At 53.0% G+C, this 16,101-nt stretch carries 18 protein-coding genes; 10 read left to right on the forward strand and 8 right to left on the reverse strand.

All coding sequences use genetic code 11. The annotated features are described in order from the left end of the window. Window positions 1–146 precede the first annotated feature (146 nt). From K7H21_RS19290 to K7H21_RS19300, 3 genes are all read left to right on the forward strand, one after another. Entirely contained in the window at window positions 147–1,430 is a 1,284-nt protein-coding gene (locus K7H21_RS19290) for a putative acyl-CoA thioester hydrolase (RefSeq protein ID WP_049123128.1), read from the forward strand. 412 nt (window positions 1,431–1,842) lie between these two features. Next, window positions 1,843–2,061 carry a hypothetical protein gene (locus K7H21_RS19295; RefSeq protein ID WP_004130630.1) on the forward strand — a complete coding sequence of 73 codons (219 nt, stop codon included), beginning with the start codon at window positions 1,843–1,845 and terminating at the stop codon, window positions 2,059–2,061. 58 nt (window positions 2,062–2,119) lie between these two features. Continuing rightward, a complete protein-coding gene (locus tag K7H21_RS19300; protein ID WP_004130629.1) occupies window positions 2,120–2,674 on the forward strand; it encodes a LuxR C-terminal-related transcriptional regulator in 555 nt (184 codons plus the stop codon). Window positions 2,675–2,767: 93 nt separating this feature from the next. Here the strand turns inward: K7H21_RS19300 and K7H21_RS19305 are convergent, their stop codons facing one another. Then, complete coding sequence (locus tag K7H21_RS19305; protein ID WP_004130627.1) at window positions 2,768–3,499, reverse strand: MerR family transcriptional regulator; 732 nt, start codon at window positions 3,497–3,499, stop codon at window positions 2,768–2,770. Between the two features lie 187 nt (window positions 3,500–3,686). Further along, window positions 3,687–4,910 carry a diguanylate phosphodiesterase gene (locus tag K7H21_RS19310; RefSeq protein WP_004130625.1) on the reverse strand — a complete coding sequence of 408 codons (1,224 nt, stop codon included), beginning with the start codon at window positions 4,908–4,910 and terminating at the stop codon, window positions 3,687–3,689. A gap of 335 nt (window positions 4,911–5,245) precedes the next feature. Between K7H21_RS19310 and ycgZ the strand changes: the two genes are divergently transcribed. The 3 genes from ycgZ to K7H21_RS19325 all read left to right on the forward strand — a co-directional run bounded on the left by ycgZ (window position 5,246) and on the right by K7H21_RS19325 (window position 6,254). Continuing rightward, window positions 5,246–5,488, forward strand: a complete 243-nt coding sequence (ycgZ, locus tag K7H21_RS19315; RefSeq protein WP_004130623.1) for a regulatory protein YcgZ — start codon at window positions 5,246–5,248, stop codon at window positions 5,486–5,488. Between the two features lie 121 nt (window positions 5,489–5,609). Next, the gene (locus tag K7H21_RS19320; protein WP_032742080.1) at window positions 5,610–5,933 is read left to right on the forward strand and encodes a hypothetical protein; all 324 of its coding nucleotides are present in this window, start codon (window positions 5,610–5,612) and stop codon (window positions 5,931–5,933) included. A gap of 54 nt (window positions 5,934–5,987) precedes the next feature. After that, a complete protein-coding gene (locus tag K7H21_RS19325; protein ID WP_032742286.1) occupies window positions 5,988–6,254 on the forward strand; it encodes a biofilm development regulator YmgB/AriR family protein in 267 nt (88 codons plus the stop codon). Window positions 6,255–6,485: 231 nt separating this feature from the next. On the opposite strand, the gene pdxR is transcribed toward K7H21_RS19325, so the two are convergent. Then, a complete protein-coding gene (gene pdxR / locus K7H21_RS19330) occupies window positions 6,486–7,955 on the reverse strand; it encodes a MocR-like pyridoxine biosynthesis transcription factor PdxR (RefSeq protein WP_004130620.1) in 1,470 nt (489 codons plus the stop codon). A gap of 134 nt (window positions 7,956–8,089) precedes the next feature. Here pdxR and K7H21_RS19335 point away from each other — a divergent pair, with 134 nt between their 5' ends. Next, entirely contained in the window at window positions 8,090–8,566 is a 477-nt protein-coding gene (locus tag K7H21_RS19335) for a GNAT family N-acetyltransferase (RefSeq protein ID WP_004130619.1), read from the forward strand. 59 nt (window positions 8,567–8,625) lie between these two features. Here K7H21_RS19335 and pgl read toward each other — a convergent pair whose 3' ends face one another. Then, window positions 8,626–9,621 carry a 6-phosphogluconolactonase gene (pgl, locus tag K7H21_RS19340; RefSeq protein ID WP_004130618.1) on the reverse strand — a complete coding sequence of 332 codons (996 nt, stop codon included), beginning with the start codon at window positions 9,619–9,621 and terminating at the stop codon, window positions 8,626–8,628. A 221-nt stretch (window positions 9,622–9,842) separates the two neighbouring features. On the opposite strand from pgl, the gene K7H21_RS19345 reads away from it, so the two are divergent. Then, the gene (locus K7H21_RS19345; protein ID WP_004130617.1) at window positions 9,843–10,661 is read left to right on the forward strand and encodes a pyridoxal phosphatase; all 819 of its coding nucleotides are present in this window, start codon (window positions 9,843–9,845) and stop codon (window positions 10,659–10,661) included. Here the strand turns inward: K7H21_RS19345 and modC are convergent, their stop codons facing one another. The 4 genes from modC to K7H21_RS19365 all read right to left on the reverse strand — a co-directional run bounded on the left by modC (window position 10,662) and on the right by K7H21_RS19365 (window position 13,479). Further along, complete coding sequence (modC, locus tag K7H21_RS19350; protein ID WP_049115998.1) at window positions 10,662–11,720, reverse strand: molybdenum ABC transporter ATP-binding protein ModC; 1,059 nt, start codon at window positions 11,718–11,720, stop codon at window positions 10,662–10,664. 2 nt (window positions 11,721–11,722) lie between these two features. Then, complete coding sequence (gene modB, locus K7H21_RS19355) at window positions 11,723–12,412, reverse strand: molybdate ABC transporter permease subunit (protein WP_004848997.1); 690 nt, start codon at window positions 12,410–12,412, stop codon at window positions 11,723–11,725. After that, complete coding sequence (modA, locus tag K7H21_RS19360) at window positions 12,412–13,185, reverse strand: molybdate ABC transporter substrate-binding protein (RefSeq protein WP_223035292.1); 774 nt, start codon at window positions 13,183–13,185, stop codon at window positions 12,412–12,414. The genes modB and modA overlap by 1 nt, the downstream gene beginning before the upstream one ends. A 144-nt stretch (window positions 13,186–13,329) precedes the next feature. Beyond that, window positions 13,330–13,479, reverse strand: a complete 150-nt coding sequence (locus K7H21_RS19365; protein ID WP_004848993.1) for an AcrZ family multidrug efflux pump-associated protein — start codon at window positions 13,477–13,479, stop codon at window positions 13,330–13,332. Between the two features lie 153 nt (window positions 13,480–13,632). On the opposite strand from K7H21_RS19365, the gene modE reads away from it, so the two are divergent. Continuing rightward, window positions 13,633–14,421, forward strand: coding sequence for a molybdenum-dependent transcriptional regulator (modE, locus tag K7H21_RS19370; protein WP_112165407.1), 789 nt, complete (start codon window positions 13,633–13,635; stop codon window positions 14,419–14,421). A 67-nt stretch (window positions 14,422–14,488) separates the two neighbouring features. Further along, window positions 14,489–15,964, forward strand: a complete 1,476-nt coding sequence (gene modF / locus K7H21_RS19375; protein ID WP_049116000.1) for a molybdate ABC transporter ATP-binding protein ModF — start codon at window positions 14,489–14,491, stop codon at window positions 15,962–15,964. Window positions 15,965–16,101: the final 137 nt, after the last annotated feature.

Consider the following 16,101-nt stretch of genomic DNA (forward strand, 5'->3'; position numbering starts at 1 on the left):
TTGTGATCAAAAGCGATCCATTCCAGCCGCTCGCTATGTAAAGGAAGCAACTTTTTTTCGCTACATCTTCCCGTTTCGCTTAAGTTGGTATAAAACAGCAGGCTTTAAAGGACTTATCCCCTTAATTTATTCTTGCCCGGAGCAATATGAACACATATTCCGTTTCCCGCCTGGCGCTGGCGCTGGCCTTTGGCGTGACGTTGTCCGCCTGTAGTTCGACGCCTGCCGATCAACAACCCTCCACGCAGACTGCGCCGGGCACGGCCTCTCGTCCTGTTTTAACCGCCGATGAGGCGAAGAACTTTTTACCGGCGAGCTATTTCCAGTCTCTCGATCCGAACGCTGCTGCGTGGACGCCGTCCGCCATCAGCCTTCCGGCGCAGCCGGATTTTGTCGTTGGGACTGCGGGTACCCAAGGGGTAACCCACACCACCATTCAGGCCGCGGTGGATGCAGCGATTACCCGCCATTCTAATCGTCGCCAGTTTATCGCCATTATGCCGGGCGAATATGCCGGCACCGTATACGTGCCGGCGGCACCCGGCGCGCTGACCCTGTACGGCACCGGCGAGAAGCCGATTGACGTTAAAATCAGCGCCGCAATTGACTCAGAAATGGATCCGGTCTCCTGGCGTCACCAGGTCAACCCGGGCGGTAAATATATGCCGGGTAAACCGGCCTGGTATATGTACGACAGCTGCCAGAACAAACGTACCGCTACCGTTGGCGTGATGTGCTCAGCGGTTTTCTGGTCGCAGAACAACGATCTCCAGTTGCAGAACCTGACTATCGCCAACAACCTCGGCGACAGCGTTGACGCGGGTACCCACCAGGCCGTGGCGCTGCGTAGCGATGGCGATCGGGTGCAGATTAACCACGTGAACATCCTTGGCCGCCAGAACACCTTTTTCGTGACCAACAGCGGCGTACAAAACCGCCTGCAGGATAACCGTCAGACCCGTACGCTGGTCAGCAACAGCTATATAGAAGGCGATGTCGACATCGTTTCCGGCCGTGGGGCGGTGGTGTTCGATAATACCGACTTCCGCGTGGTCAACTCACGCACCCAGAAAGAGGGTTACGTCTTTGCTCCGGCGACCCTGAAGAGCGTGACCTACGGCTTCCTCGCAGTGAACAGCCGCTTTACCGCTTCCGGCGATAACGTCGCGCAGTTGGGTCGTTCTCTGGACGTTGACGGCAACACCAACGGGCAGGTCGTGATTCGCGATAGCGTCATTAATGAAGGCTTTAATGTTGCCAAACCGTGGGCTGATGCCGTCGGTTCAAACCGTCCGTTTAGCGGCAACACTGGTACCGCGGATGCCAAAGGCAACACGCAGCGGAACCTGAACGACACGAACTTCAACCGCATGTGGGAATACAACAACCGCGGCGTGGGAAGCTTTGTCGTCGCAGAACCGAAGCAATAACGCTCAAACCGAAAGGGGGAGCCCTTCCCCCTTTGTCTCTTTCTCTTCCCGCTGTACCCTTCCTTCTTCTTCACCACTATCCCCTCATCATGAAGGTTATTCCTGCACATACGCCGTTCTGTACAAGTTTCCTGCATTATCTTTACAATAAAATATTCATATAAAACAATAAATTAAAGAATTATTTAAAAAAAATAAACTAAATGTACAAAATTAATTCGTAAAAATTGTACATCCTGAAAATCGTGACTATAGTTATTACGTAAGTTTTAAATCCTGCATTACAGCATTCTTATGATTTAAAAAAATGCCCACCATTTCCTTGGGGATGGTGAAGAACCGTATCGCAAAGATGATGGCTAGCCACATCTTTGTTTGGTGATTAATTGCCTAATATGACTCGAGATATACTATGCAGACTAAAAACACAATTCCCGCAGAGTTTATTGCGAACTCTGCTTTGCTGAAAAATATCGAACATATGGTGCAGGCCCAGACGGAGAATGAAACCGTTAGCCACGATCGTTTAATCGTTGAAGTGCAGCATCGCCTGAATATCGAAAAAAATGAAATTCTCGCCGACTTATATATCCAAACGCTGCATATGCTTCGTGCCAAAAGTCATCATTAAGCGTGATATATGATTTGTTAAATCAAGCCTGCATTAACATTTCTGCCTCGGAGGACAAATGAACAACGACAAGCAAGGTCACTTTTTTAATCATTACGATCTTTGGATTAACAATAACCTTCTTCGTCAAGGATTACAGCTGATACTGGATTCGTTATCACCAGGCTGTTTCCATGGAAAATATGTCTTTTTCACCAGCGATAACTATTATGCGGTGCTCAATCATCATTATGATCGCAAAAGAGTTCGTTTTGTCCTGCTCACCGATGGCAATGATTTAAACTTTCTAAGCGAGCTGCCGATGTACAGAATTCCTGCACGCGCAACGCCGGCTGAGATAAAATCTTTTATTCTCCGCCCTACCTTGTTCGGCAAGAAGCCTGACAGAGAATCAGAAAATATTATTTTCACCAGCCGTGAAAAAGAAGTGATTCGTCTGATGAACAATGGCGAGGCGATGGTGAATATAGGGAAGTCCCTGAATTTACATATTAAAACAATTTATCAAATTCGCCTCACCTTAATTAAAAAACTTGGCTGCTCGGGCCGGACAGATTTTTTTAATATTAGCCGCAGCGAAACATTTAAAGCCTGGACACAGCTCAATTTCTGACAGTTACCGAACGGCCAGGCAGGTGTTGGTTCGGGAAGACAAGCGGCGGAATAACATCTCTAAAAATGTTCCGCTGCTAACCCTCTCTTACGCTTACTCTCCGTGAAACTCGATAGTGTAGCCCTGGCTTTGCCAGTGGCTCAGTAATTCTGCCTGCAAAGGGGTCAGCGCGCGGCCTGTCCAGACAAAAATATGCTGACCGGGGAATAACTCGGGGCGGGGAGAGTCAAGCGGCTCTGCCAGCACGTTGACATGCCAGGCGCGCTGCGATAAACGCCACGCTTCCAGCCACACCCGGGTACGATCTTCATTTCCCCAGCCTACCAGCAGGGTCTCTTTACCCACCTTTTTACGCGACTCCGCAAGAATAAGCGCCACGCAATCAATCAGGATACCGTCCAGCATGCTTATGATGGCCAGGGAAGTGTTCTGATCGAGATTGAGCTTGCTGCGCACCGGGATGAAAAGCTGGTCAATAAGTTTATCTACGGGATATTCATGGCTGAGTGACATGATGCGGGTACGTAATTTCGCAGGCTGTACAAGGCGCAGAAGAGACATCATTTCTTCCTGGAGCAGAACGCCTGCGTCGTGCGATTCAGGGTGCTGGCCTTCCAGTAGCGCCTTAACCTTGCCAACCGAAACCCCCCGATCGATCCAGCGTTTGATTTCCTCAATGCGCTGAACGTCCTCCTCGTCAAACTGGCGGTGTCCACCCTCGCTTCTCTGCGGCTTGAGCAAACCATATCTCCGCTGCCATGCACGCAAAGTCACAGGGTTGATTCCGCAACGTTCGGCAACTTCGCCGATGCTGTAATGTGCCATTAGCGCCCTCTACCTGAAAATACTTTCCCGACTAAATTAACTAATTTAGCCGGATTGTACAATTAACTTTTCTTGTACAGTTAAAATAAACAGGTCGGACGCCAATGTACAGGTCAAAAAAGAATGATTATTTTACCCTTCGCTACGTTTTTTTTACGTAAACATGCACTCCGCCGCAGAAAAAAATTTATAGCAGCTCCCACGCTGTTTTTTTCTCAGGCCATGCTACCGCAGGAATTCCCCCCAGACACGGCCTGGCAAATAAATTTCCCTGGAAATGGATAATACCCGCGGACTCCAGCCACATCCACTCCTCCGGCTGCTCAATGCCCACCGCTGAAATGGCGATTTCCAGCGAATTACAGCATTTAATGATGGCCTGCACGATGGCCTGTTTTGGGCCGTGCTTATGAATATCCTTAACCAATTGGCGATTAATCTTAATGCGGTCCGGCTGAAACTGGGCCAACAGCAAAAGCCCGGCAAATCCGGCGCCAAAGTGATCGATCGCTACGCGAATTCCTGCGGACTTAAGCTTTCGCACGGAATCGGTGAATTCATCAATGCGGGAAATGGCTTCACTCTCGGTGAACTCGACGATAATTTGTTCTGGAATCAAACCATTGGATTCAATTTCCGCCAGCAGAAATTCGACGGCCCCGGAAATATTTACCAACGTCATCGGTAGCAGGTTAATCGACAGAGTGCGTCCATGCAGGCGCAGACGGCCCGCCATGGCAAATGCAATACGCTTGCTAAGGAGGTCCGTTGAGTACATTTCCTCTCGTGACAGCCCATCAAAATAGACTGCCGGCGATTCGCCAGAAGGGGTACGCAGCAGCGCTTCCACGGAGACGATCTCTTTCGCAAACGGGTCGATAACCGGCTGGAACGCGAAACTGCACTCGGCCCGCGCCAGCGGAGTATCAGGATACGAGGCTTCCCCTTCCGTCACAAAATCCCAGCTTTCGGCCGCAGGAATCTCGTAATAGTTCTCCTTTTCCGTTGCTTCCACGAAGGTACGGAAAAAATGGAGCGCTCTGTCGTCATAGGTGAGTTGATATTTCGTTGTGCCTTTATCCAGCACAACTTGCAGCACTTCATCGCGGTCATACTCTCGTAAATCAAAGAGTTCCATACCTATTTTGCCGAAGCGCCGCGTCGGACCATGATCCCTGAGCAGTTCAACAAGATTATGGTGCCGCGGGTCTGTGCAGATACGGCGATAAATTCCTTCAACCTTCTCTTCAGGCCCTTCTAATAATTGAAAAAAATGGGTGCCGTTAAAAAGCAAAATCCCCGACACGTCTTCCTGGCCATTTTTTACATTTGCTTCAGCAACCATGCTATCAAGCGATTTAATTGACACGTTGTCGCAGATATGGCTGCGATAAATGATGGTAGTGAGCATGAAATTTCCGACAGAAGAGATAAAACTAATGAGATATTACAGTAGCAGTTCCACTGCAATAAATCCTGTAAAACAGCCGGTCTTCCTAACAAATATTTTGCATTAACCGACTCATTTCACTGCGATTCTTGCCTGACGGCACACCTGTACAAGACGTACATCTTACGCTGGCCCTCCCCTCACAACAAAAAAGATAAAAAAAACATTTAAAATCAAATAGTTATAAAAAATATTAAAAAAAATAACATTTTTTCTTCATTTTTTATGTACAAGTTAGCAATCATTGTATAACTTTAATCGCAAGTTTACTGATGATTGAACTGACAGGAGCACATATGCAGCAGAACGGTTACATTCCTGACACGGCTAACGCTATTGCCCACTACTTTAATAAAGCTTCACTGCCTTCGCAGCAGGAAACGTTAGGGCAGATAGTGATGGATATCCTCAATGAAGGACGGAACCTTAATCGCAAATCCCTGTGTACAAAACTGTTGGCTCGCCTCGAAGTCGCTTCTGGGTTTGAAGAAGAGATCCATTATCAAACGCTGATCGGCCTCCTGTTCGAGAACCAGTGATAAAAGTTCCTCCGGCTATCTGGTGATTTGAGTCGTTACTGAATGAGGAAATATAAGGGATGGGCCAGAATCTGACACCGATTACCGGCTTGCGACTAAATTCCCAGTCATGGAGATGACGATGATCAGAGATACAGTTATGAACAACGATGATTATGATCCATTAATAGATTTACTGATTGGAGAAGCGGTCTTATCCCTACTCAAAAGTAAGGGACCTATAAGTCAACAAGCGCTGATCGATAAACTCCAGGCCATGCAGGCGGGAGAAGTCGATACAAAGCGGCGGAACACCCTTGGGCATATTATCGAGGAAATCAGTAATAGGGTATCTCGCCGTGGTAAGAAAATAACTCTGGGTACTTCAGACGCTAAAAATAATTGGGCAGAACAAACGACTTTATTAGGTTCTCCCTCGCGGCCTGGTACAAATAAAATTCACTGACCCTTCGCGGTCAATCGTTTAACTAACACAGTAGAGAATATGATGAGACAAACTATACATCAACAACCGGATATTTACGCTGGCCTGAACGATAACGCACTCTCTGAATATTTCCGCAATGCAGGCGATAGGCTGATTGATGAATCCGCGGTTATGTCGCTGGCTATTAGCAGTATTCTTGAGTCTGAGGGACATCTCAGCAACAAGGCAATTATTCTTTGGTTGATTACCGCTCTCGAGACCACTAGCGACGTGGTAACCGCGGACGTCATTCGCAAAACGCTGGAAATCGTCGTAAGCTATACAATGGATGATATCTAATTTATTAACCGCTCCGCATTAACAGGGAAGTCGCATAACGCGAATCGAAGGATTATTTTTTACCAAAGCGGTGGGTATATGTTAAATCCTCGCGCGGTGTCATTTTTTTAAAACTCGCCACCTGACATCAGATGAATTATCTGGATGGGGCGAGTTTTAAATCAACATAAGTATGCTAGCCCGGTAATCAACGTTATTCATTCCGTGGAAAAGACCGCCGATATCACTGCGCTACAGCACCCCGGCCAGGCGGCGAACGCCGTCGAGCAGCACCTCTGGCGGATGGTTGGCAAAACCGAATAAAACCCCCTCGCGCGACATCGGCCGCTGGCAATATCGCGCAAAAGTCTGCACGCCTAAGCCGATCTGGCGCGCCTTAGCGACGACCTCTTTTGCTTTCAGACCATCTGCTAACCAGCAGACGATATGCACTCCCGAATCCGTTGGATGCACCCGCATACGCCCGGCAAAATAGCGTTCAATCGCCGCCTCCAGCGCGCTTTTTCGCTCAAAACAGGCTTTACGGATACGACGAACATGGCTGGCATAGTGTCCCTCGTGGATAAAACGCGCCAGAACGGCCTGTTCCAGATATCCGCTACAGAGATCGGTGTAATATTTCGTTATGGCGAACTGTTCGCGCAAATGCTCAGGGACCACTAAAAAACCCAGACGAAACTCGGGGTACATCATCTTAGAAAAGGTGCCGGAATAGATAACCCTCTGATGTTTATCTAACCCTTGCAATGCCTGTAAAGAGCGGGCGGCATAGCGGAATTCGCTGTTGTAATCATCTTCAAATATCCAGGCCCGATTGGCTTGCGCCCATTCCAGCAAAGCAAGCCTTCTTGGCAGGCTAAGGGTTCCACTGAGCGGGAATTGATGCGACGGCGCGGTATAGACCAGCTTAGCTTGCGGGTAATGGCGTATTCCATCCTGAATATCCATGCCTTCACCGTCAACGCGAACGGGCCGGACCATCGCTCCCCGGGCGGCGAATGCGCCGCGCGCGCCGTTATAGCCGGGATCATCGAGCCAGACTTCATCGCCCTTTTCCAGTAAAACCTGAGCGGCAATGGCCAGCGCCTGTTGAATACCATTGACAATAATAACCCGATCTTCATGGCAATTTACGCCGCGCGTGGCCTGAATATAGTGGCTAATCGCCTGTCGTAAAGGTAGATATCCATAAGCCGTGGCGTGCGCCCCCAACTCACGGCGCGATTGCCGCCAGACGCGCCCCAGCAGCCGCCCCCATAACGCATGCGGGAAGAGATCGGTACAGCCGATACCGACGGCAAAAACCTGACGCATTTCACCACTCCCTTCTCTTTCAGACCATGATGGCAACAATGCGGCAACGTCAGGATTAAGCGGGCCAACGGCGGCCATTGCCGTTTCCGGCTGTGGCGACGATTCATACTCGCTAATGACGCTATCCGGAATATGCTCGCAAACAAAGGTGCCCGCCCCCTTGCGCGTGACCAGATAGCCCTCATCCACCAGGCGGTCAAAACCGGCAATAACCGAGTTTCGCGAGATCGCCATCATCTCAGCCAGCGCCCGGCTGGAGGGGATCTTTGAACCCGCCGTTAAGCGCCCATCCAGAATCGCGTTACGCAGGGCGTGATACAGCTGATCTTTGATAACGCCGCGCGGGAGCAACAATTCCTGAAACAGCGGTGCAATAGGTTTTGGCATAGCGGTAATGGCGATCGGTAAGCTAAAAGTGGATCCTATGAATATACATAAAGTGTCACTTTTTAGGAACCATAAGAGCGCCTACCATAGCGGCATGTAAAGACCATCCCGATTTATAAAAGTAAGGAACCGCCATGAATAGCCAAAATAGCGACATTAATCACGGGCAAATCACCCTCCTCCCCGCAGCTGATAACGACTTTGCCCAGTGGCTGCCGCTGTGGAAAAGCTACCAGACGTTTTATCGCGTCGACATTCCGGAGGAGGTGACGCGCCTAACCTGGAGTCGGTTTTTAAATCCGGTCGAACCGATGTTTTGCGCCGTAGCAAAACGTGAGGGGAAGATAGTTGGATTCGTTCATTATCTCTTCCACCGCTCCACCTGGGCCGAAAGCGACTATTGCTATCTGGAAGATTTATTCGTTGATCCGGACGTCCGGGGTCAGCATATCGGTAAACAATTAATTGAGTATGTTCAACGGCAGGCGCGAAAACGCCACTCCGCCAGCCTGTACTGGCATACGCATGAGACCAACCTTCGGGGCCAGCGTCTGTATAACTGGGTTGCGGAAAAAAGCGGCATGATTGAGTATCGTATGCGGGTGAAGTAGCCCTTTCGTCAGGCGTAAAAAAACCTCGCCGCGGCGAGGTTTTTGTCAAACACGCCGGCTTAGTAAGCGTTTACCACCACCCACATTGGGCCCTGGCCTACGGCATAGCGCCCTTTTTCCTGGAGCAGCCCCTGCTCGCCTTCGATTTCATACACCGCGATATGATGGGACTTCTGACCGGCAGCGATCAGATATTTGCCGCTATGATCGAGGTTAAAGCCGCGCGGCTGGGTCTCGGTATTCTGATAACCTTCGATGGACAGCACGCTGCCGTCTTCCGAGACGCTGAAGATGGTGATAATGCTGGCGGTACGATCGCAGGCGTAGAGGTGACGGCCATCCGGGGTCAGATGGATATCCGCCGCCCAGCGCACGCCGGCAAAATCAGGCGGCATGATGTCCAGGGTCTGCACGCACTCGATTTTGCCGTGCGGATCTTTTAGCTCCCAGACGTCAACGGAGCTATTCAGTTCGTTTATGCAGTAGCCGTATTGCTGATTCGGATGGAACACCATATGACGCGGGCCTGCGCCTTCAACGGTGGTCACTTCAGCCGGCTCCTGCTCTGCGAGGAAACCGTCGTCGCTCAGGGTAAACAGGCAGATACGATCCTGCTTCAGCGCCGGTACCCATAGGGTGCGATTATTCGGAGAGATATTTGCCGAGTGGCAGCCTTCCAGACCTTCAACCACCGCCACCGCTTCTCGCGGCAGGCCGTCCACCAGCGGCGTAACGCTCACGCAGCCCGCGTTATAGGAAGCGCTGAACACAAAACGCCCCTGATGATCGGTAGAAATATGCGTTGGGCTACCCGGCAGCGGAGCTTCGCCAGCGAAAGTCAGGGCGCCATTATCGGGCGCAATGCGGTAGGCCAGTACGCGAAACTCCGGACGCACGCCGACGTAGAGAAACTCTTTGTTCGGGCTCACCACCATCGGCTGTACCTGGCCCGGGGCATCAACAACCTGCACCAGGGTCAGTTTCCCCTCAAGATCCAGATCCCAGACGTGAATCTGCTGGCTTTCCGGGCTGGCGGTATAAACGGTTTGTTTCATGAATACTCCTTCCTCACTGCACGTGGAAATTTCATTTTTCAGATTAATGGCACCCTGAAAAATACAATATGCATACACCATGCTATTCAGGTTGCCTCCTCGCAGCCTGAAAGATCAAGTGTATCGGCTCTTTAGCGGTAGATGCTGAAAAGTTTGCCCGAATGGCGCAGCGGTGTACCATCATAGCCTGCTAACTTTTCATCATTAACCGGAAACAACACATGACCTCACGCGTGATTGCCCTGGACTTAGACGGCACCCTACTCACCGGCAAAAAAACCATTCTCCCCGCCTCACTCGACGCGCTGGCACGCGCCAAAGACGCGGGATATCAAATCATCGTCGTCACCGGTCGACATCACGTCGCTATCCATCCTTTTTATCAGGCGCTGGCTCTGGATACACCTGCAATTTGCTGTAATGGCACTTATTTGTATGATTATCATGCAAAAAAGGTTCTGGAGTCCGATCCTATGCCGGTTGACAAAGCCCTGAGCCTGACGGAAATGCTGAACGAGCACGCGATTCACGGCCTGATGTACGTCGATGACGCCATGCTTTATGAGCAGCCGACCGGGCACGTGATTCGCACCGCCAACTGGGCGCAGTCGCTGCCCGTCGAGCAGCGTCCGGTGTTCACTCAGGTCGATTCTCTGGCGCAGGCGGCCCGTGAAGTCAAGGCCGTGTGGAAATTCGCCCTGACTGATGAAGACACCGCAAAACTGCAGCGCTTTGCCCAACATGTTGGCCAGACGCTGGGTCTGGAGTGCGAATGGTCGTGGCACGATCAGGTGGATATTGCCCGGGAAGGCAATAGCAAAGGTAAACGCCTGGCCCAGTGGGTCGCGTCGCAGGGGCTGTCGATGCAGGATGTTATCGCTTTCGGCGACAACTATAACGACCTCAGTATGCTGGAAGCCGCCGGTATCGGCGTGGCGATGGGCAACGCGGTGGAGGACGTCAAAGCGCGCGCCAACGTCGTGATCGGCGAAAACGAGACCACCAGCATCGCCGACTACATCTATCGCCACCTGTTGTAATCAGGCGGCTATCGACACGCTTTTTATCTGCGCATACAGCCGCTGGCCTGGGACAACCCCCAGCTCATCGCGAGCCCAGGGGCTGATGCGCGCCCATAGCGTACGGCCGCTAATCTCCAGCCTGACCTCAACCTGGCCATGGCTTTCAATACACTGCATGACCTGCGCGGGCAAAATGTTGCGGATACTGGTTTGCTGAGCGGGCTGCAGCACCAAAGAAACGTCCGAGGCCTGAATGCGGATCCGCGCGCTTTCGCCCTGCGGCCTGTCGAGCCGGTTGACCCATATCTGCCGATCGCCCAGCGCCAGCGCGGTCATGGCATACCGCGGATGCTGAGCGGCGACGGTTACGTTCAGGATAGTGCTTTGCTGATCCTGGGGAAGCCAGGGATGCATTACGCTGCTGCTCCACACCTCTTCCAGGCAACCAAAGGCTTTGACTTTCCCCGCTTCCAGCACCAGGACGTTATCCGCCAAATGCTGAATCTCATCCAGAGAGTGGCTGACGTACAGCATCGGGATATTGATTTCGCGCGCCAGACGCTGCAGATAGGGCAATAGTTCACGCTTGCGCGGGATATCCAGCGACGCCAGCGGCTCATCCAGAAGCAGCAGTTCCGGGGCGGTAAGCAGCGCCCGGCCAATCGCCACCCGCTGTTTTTCTCCGCCGGAGAGACCGCCCGGCAGGCGGTCAAGCAGCGGCGCAATGCCGAGCAGCGCCACCAGCTTGTCAAACTGCGCCGCCATATTCTTCGCCATGCCATATTGCAGATTGCCGCGCACCTTATAATGCGGGAACAGGCGAGCGTCCTGAAAAACGTAGCCAATGCGGCGTTTTTCAGGCGCCAGGCAGATACGTTTTTCAACATCATTGAGCACTCTGCCGTTAAGAACGATGCGCCCCTGCTGCGGGCGCGTCAGGCCGCTAATGGCGTTAATCAGCGAGGTTTTACCCGCGCCTGAAACGCCGAAAACCGCGGTGATGCCGCTGGCGGGAAGCGTCTCGCGAATTTGCAGGCGGTGGGTGCCCAACGTCTGGCTAAAATCGAGTTCGAGCATGATTATTTCCCCATCCGCTGACGGCTAAGGCGGGCCAGCCATTCGGAAATCAGCAGCGATACCAGCGCCAGCGCAATCGAAATCAGGCATAAACGCGCGGCCGCGCCTTCCCCACCGGGAGTCTGAATCAGGGTATACATTGCCGAAGGAATCGTGCGCGTTTCGCCTGGAATGTTGGAGACAAAAGTGATGGTGGCGCCAAACTCGCCCAAAGAACGGGCGAAGGCCAGCACGGTGCCGACGATAATACCGGGTAGCGTCAACGGTAGCGTAATAGTGAAAAATACCCGCCAGCGCCCAGCGCCCAGGGTACGCGCCGCCTGCTCAAGTTTGATGTCGACCCCTTCCAGCGCAAGACGAATGGCACGCACCATCAACGGAAAGGACATCACCGCCGCCGCCAGTACCGCGCCGCGCCAGCTAAACGCAAAGCTCAGACCAAACCAGTCATACAGCCAACTGCCGATAAAACCCCGTCTTCCCATCGCGATCAGCAAGAGATACCCCACCACCACCGGCGGTAATACCAGCGGCAGGTGGAGGATGCTATCGAGCAGCGCTTTACCGGGAAAATCCCGGCGAACCAGCAGCCAGGAAAAAAAGATGCCAAAAGGCAAGCTCAGTACCACCGCCAGGGAGGAGACTTTCAGGCTCAGCAGTACCGCCTGCCATTCAGGATCGCTTAAGAACATTAGTGGGTAGTAAATCCGTAACGTTTAAAGATGGCGGAAGCTTCCGGCCCTTTTAGATAGTCATAAAACGCGCTGACCGCGGCATTTTTATGCCCGTCGACGATTGCCAGAGGATATTCAACTTTCTTATGCGAATCTTCCGGGAAGGTACCGACAACTTTTACGCCCTTGCTGGCGACCGCATCAGAGCCGTACACGATCCCCAACGGCGCTTCGCTGCGCTCAACCAGGGCCAGCGCGCCGCGCACGTCTTCCGCAGGAGCCAGCTTCGGCGACAGCGTCTCCCAGACCCCCAGTTTTTGCAACGCTTCTTTCGCATAGATGCCGGCTGGCACGTGCGCCGGGTCGCCAACGGCCAGACGACCGCCTTTCAGCAGGCTGGTCCAGTCGGTTTTATCATTAATGCTGATATCGCCCTGAGCGCTGGCCTTCGGCGCCACGACCACCAGGCTGTTGCCGAGCAGCGTCGCGCGGGATGCGGTATCAATGCTTTTTTTCTCCACCGCGTAATCCATCCATTTCTGGTCGGCGGAGATAAACAGATCCGCCGGCGCGCCCGCTTCAATCTGTCGCGCCAGGGTCGATGAAGACGCAAACGAAGAGACAACCTCGACGTTCTTCTCTTTCTTATACTCTTTAGCGATATCCTGCATGGCGTTGGTGAGCGATGCCGCGGCAAAAACCGTCACCTTGCCCTCTTCCGCCAGCGCGTGGCCCGCAACGGAAAGCGTTAACGTTGCTCCAGCAATAAAGCGAAACCATTGACCTGTCATCAGAAACTCCCGTCGGTTCGTTATGTAGAAGACAATATAACGATAGCGCTAAGATTTTCCCAGCGAAAATTAGGGGTAATCAGTAACGGCTCAATTGAGGGGGGACAGATAAAAACGCCCGGGAGAACCGGGCGCGGGGGAAAATCAGTGGTTTTGCGGTCTGCTGTCTTTATGACCGGCTCCAGAGAAGAGGTTAAACACTTCGCCCAGCCCATAAATCAGCCCCAGGATGACCGCCATTACCACAGGGACCATGACTACGGCAAAAACCAGACTTTTCAATAGCTCTAACATGGTTGGCTCCAGAAAGTACGAATAGTTTATTGTAACTAATTCAGCCGGAAAAACACGCCCCATTTGTGCGGTGCCTCACTGGACACCGTGAGAGATGCACCTTGCAAGATGACCGCTATCGGTCACAATACTCTTTTTCATCAGGATATGATTATGCAGGCTGAAATCCTTCTTACCCTCAAATTACAGCAGCGCCTGTTTGCCGATCCCCGCCGTATCGCCCTGCTGAAACAGATTGACCAGACCGGCTCGATTAGCCAGGGGGCAAAAAACGCGGGCATCAGCTATAAAAGCGCATGGGATGCGATAAATGAGATGAATCAGCTCAGCGAGCAGACCCTGGTTGACCGTGCGACCGGCGGCAAAGGCGGCGGCGGCGCGGTCCTCACCCGCTACGGGCAGCGGCTGATTCAGCTTTACGACTTGCTGGCGCAGATTCAGCAGAAAGCGTTCGATGTCCTGAGCGATGATGATGCCCTTCCCCTCGACAGCCTGCTGGCCGCTATTTCGCGATTCTCTCTACAGACCAGCGCGCGCAACCAGTGGTTCGGCACTATTACCGGCCGCGACCATCAACAGGTCCAGCAGCACGTTGAAGTCCTGCTGGCCGATGGGCAAACCCGCTTTAAAGTCGCCATTACCGCCCAAAGCGCCGATCGTCTGGGCCTTGCGGAAGGCCAGGAAGTATTAGTGCTGCTCAAAGCGCCGTGGGTCGGCATGACCCAGGATGCAGCCCTGGCGAAACAGGCGGACAACCAGCTGGCCGGACGTATCACCCACATCGAACGCGGGGCGGAGCAGTGCGAAGTGCTCATGGCGCTCCCGGATGGGCAGAGCCTTTGCGCCACCCTGCCGCTGGAACAGACGCGCGATCTGGCGGAAGGGGCGCAGGCGATAGCATATTTTAACGCCGATCGCATCATTCTTGCCACGTTGTGCTAACGCCATTGACATTGCGCTCGCGAAGACGTATCCCTGAAGTACATCGCTGCAAAAAGTGGGATACACAATGTCATTGTTGCAAATTTCGCAAGGCACGTTTCGTCTTAGCGATACCAAAACGTTAAATATTGAACACCTCAGCGTGCGGGCTGGCGAGAGCTGGGCTTTCGTCGGCAGCAACGGTAGCGGGAAGTCGGCGCTTGCGCGGGCGCTATCCGGCGAGTTGACCCTGCTAAGCGGGCAGCGCGAGTGCACCTTCTCGCGCATCACCCGTCTCTCTTTTGAGCAGCTGCAAAAGCTGGTCAGTGATGAGTGGCAGCGTAACAACACCGATCTGCTCAGCCCAGGAGAAGAAGATACCGGGCGCACGACGGCGGAAATTATCCAGGATGAGTTTAAAGACCCCTTCCGCTGCGCTCGCCTTGCTGAACAGTTTGCGATTAGCCACCTGCTCGAGCGCCGCTTTAAATACCTCTCTACCGGTGAAACGCGCAAGACCTTGCTGTGCCAGGCGCTGATGGGCGATCCCGACCTGCTTATCCTCGATGAGCCGTTCGACGGCCTCGATGTCGCCTCGCGCCAGCAGCTCGCCGAGATGTTGGCCACGCTGAACGAAGAAGGTATCGCCCTTGTTCTGGTGCTCAATCGTTTCGACGAGATCCCGGCGTTCGTGCAGTATGCCGGGGTACTGGCGGACTGCGTGCTGAGCGAAACCGGCGAAAAGCAGACCCTGCTACAGCAGGCGCTGATTGCCCAGCTCGCGCATAGCGAAAAGCTTGACGGCATGACGCTGCCGGAACCCGACGCCCCGGCTGCGCGCCTTGCGCTGGACAGCAAAGCGCCGCTCATCGTGCTGAATGACGGTCTGGTTTCATACAACGACCGCCCGATCATCAATCGCCTCAGTTGGACGGTCAATCCCGGCGAACACTGGCAGATCGTCGGCCCCAACGGCGCCGGTAAATCGACGCTGCTCAGCCTGATTGCCGGCGACCATCCCCAGGGATACAGTAACGATCTGACCCTGTTCGGCCGCCGCCGCGGCAGCGGTGAAACCATCTGGGATATCAAAAAACATATTGGTTACGTCAGCAGCAGCCTGCACCTTGAATACCGCGTCAGCACCAACGTGCGTAACGTGATTCTCTCGGGCTACTTCGACTCGATTGGCATCTACCAGGCCGTTTCCGATAAGCAGCACAAGCTGGTGCAAAACTGGCTGGATATTCTGGGTATCGACAAACGCACCGCCGACGCGCCGTTCCACAGCCTCTCCTGGGGGCAGCAGAGGCTGGCGCTGATCGTCCGCGCCCTGGTCAAACACCCGACCCTGCTGATTCTCGATGAACCGCTGCAGGGGCTCGACCCGCTCAACCGTCAGCTGGTGCGTCGCTTTGTCGATGTGCTGATTAGCGAAGGGGCGACGCAGTTGCTGTTCGTCTCCCACCACGCCGAAGACGCCCCGGACTGCATTACCCACCGTCTGGCCTTTGTGAGGAGTGGAGACGGTTACACTTACCAGCAGGGGCCGCTGCAAATTTAAGCCTGTACAGGGGTCTGCGGATCCCTGATTTTTTCAGAATAATAGCTATCACTCACACCATCACCCTGTTTTTACAATGAAAAAACCAAAACGGCCGGATTGAAAGTTTTAGTGTAAACGATTCCACCAATTTGGCC

Source organism: Klebsiella sp. CTHL.F3a, from assembly GCF_019890895.1.
In the GTDB taxonomy this organism is placed as follows: Bacteria; Pseudomonadota; Gammaproteobacteria; order Enterobacterales; family Enterobacteriaceae; genus Klebsiella; species Klebsiella grimontii.

What these genes read in the sequence shown, in the direction of transcription:
- K7H21_RS19290 (WP_049123128.1), top strand. Translation starts at nt 147, where the DNA reads ATGAACACATATTCCGTTTCCCGCCTGGCGCTGGCGCTGGCCTTTGGC.
- K7H21_RS19295 (WP_004130630.1), top strand. Translation starts at nt 1,843, where the DNA reads ATGCAGACTAAAAACACAATTCCCGCAGAGTTTATTGCGAACTCTGCT.
- K7H21_RS19300 (WP_004130629.1), top strand. Translation starts at nt 2,120, where the DNA reads ATGAACAACGACAAGCAAGGTCACTTTTTTAATCATTACGATCTTTGG.
- K7H21_RS19305 (WP_004130627.1), bottom strand. Translation starts at nt 3,499, where the DNA reads ATGGCACATTACAGCATCGGCGAAGTTGCCGAACGTTGCGGAATCAAC.
- K7H21_RS19310 (WP_004130625.1), bottom strand. Translation starts at nt 4,910, where the DNA reads ATGCTCACTACCATCATTTATCGCAGCCATATCTGCGACAACGTGTCA.
- ycgZ (WP_004130623.1), top strand. Translation starts at nt 5,246, where the DNA reads ATGCAGCAGAACGGTTACATTCCTGACACGGCTAACGCTATTGCCCAC.
- K7H21_RS19320 (WP_032742080.1), top strand. Translation starts at nt 5,610, where the DNA reads ATGATCAGAGATACAGTTATGAACAACGATGATTATGATCCATTAATA.
- pdxR (WP_004130620.1), bottom strand. Translation starts at nt 7,955, where the DNA reads ATGCCAAAACCTATTGCACCGCTGTTTCAGGAATTGTTGCTCCCGCGC.
- K7H21_RS19335 (WP_004130619.1), top strand. Translation starts at nt 8,090, where the DNA reads ATGAATAGCCAAAATAGCGACATTAATCACGGGCAAATCACCCTCCTC.
- pgl (WP_004130618.1), bottom strand. Translation starts at nt 9,621, where the DNA reads ATGAAACAAACCGTTTATACCGCCAGCCCGGAAAGCCAGCAGATTCAC.
- K7H21_RS19345 (WP_004130617.1), top strand. Translation starts at nt 9,843, where the DNA reads ATGACCTCACGCGTGATTGCCCTGGACTTAGACGGCACCCTACTCACC.
- modC (WP_049115998.1), bottom strand. Translation starts at nt 11,720, where the DNA reads ATGCTCGAACTCGATTTTAGCCAGACGTTGGGCACCCACCGCCTGCAA.
- modB (WP_004848997.1), bottom strand. Translation starts at nt 12,412, where the DNA reads ATGTTCTTAAGCGATCCTGAATGGCAGGCGGTACTGCTGAGCCTGAAA.
- modA (WP_223035292.1), bottom strand. Translation starts at nt 13,185, where the DNA reads ATGACAGGTCAATGGTTTCGCTTTATTGCTGGAGCAACGTTAACGCTT.
- K7H21_RS19365 (WP_004848993.1), bottom strand. Translation starts at nt 13,479, where the DNA reads ATGTTAGAGCTATTGAAAAGTCTGGTTTTTGCCGTAGTCATGGTCCCT.
- modE (WP_112165407.1), top strand. Translation starts at nt 13,633, where the DNA reads ATGCAGGCTGAAATCCTTCTTACCCTCAAATTACAGCAGCGCCTGTTT.
- modF (WP_049116000.1), top strand. Translation starts at nt 14,489, where the DNA reads ATGTCATTGTTGCAAATTTCGCAAGGCACGTTTCGTCTTAGCGATACC.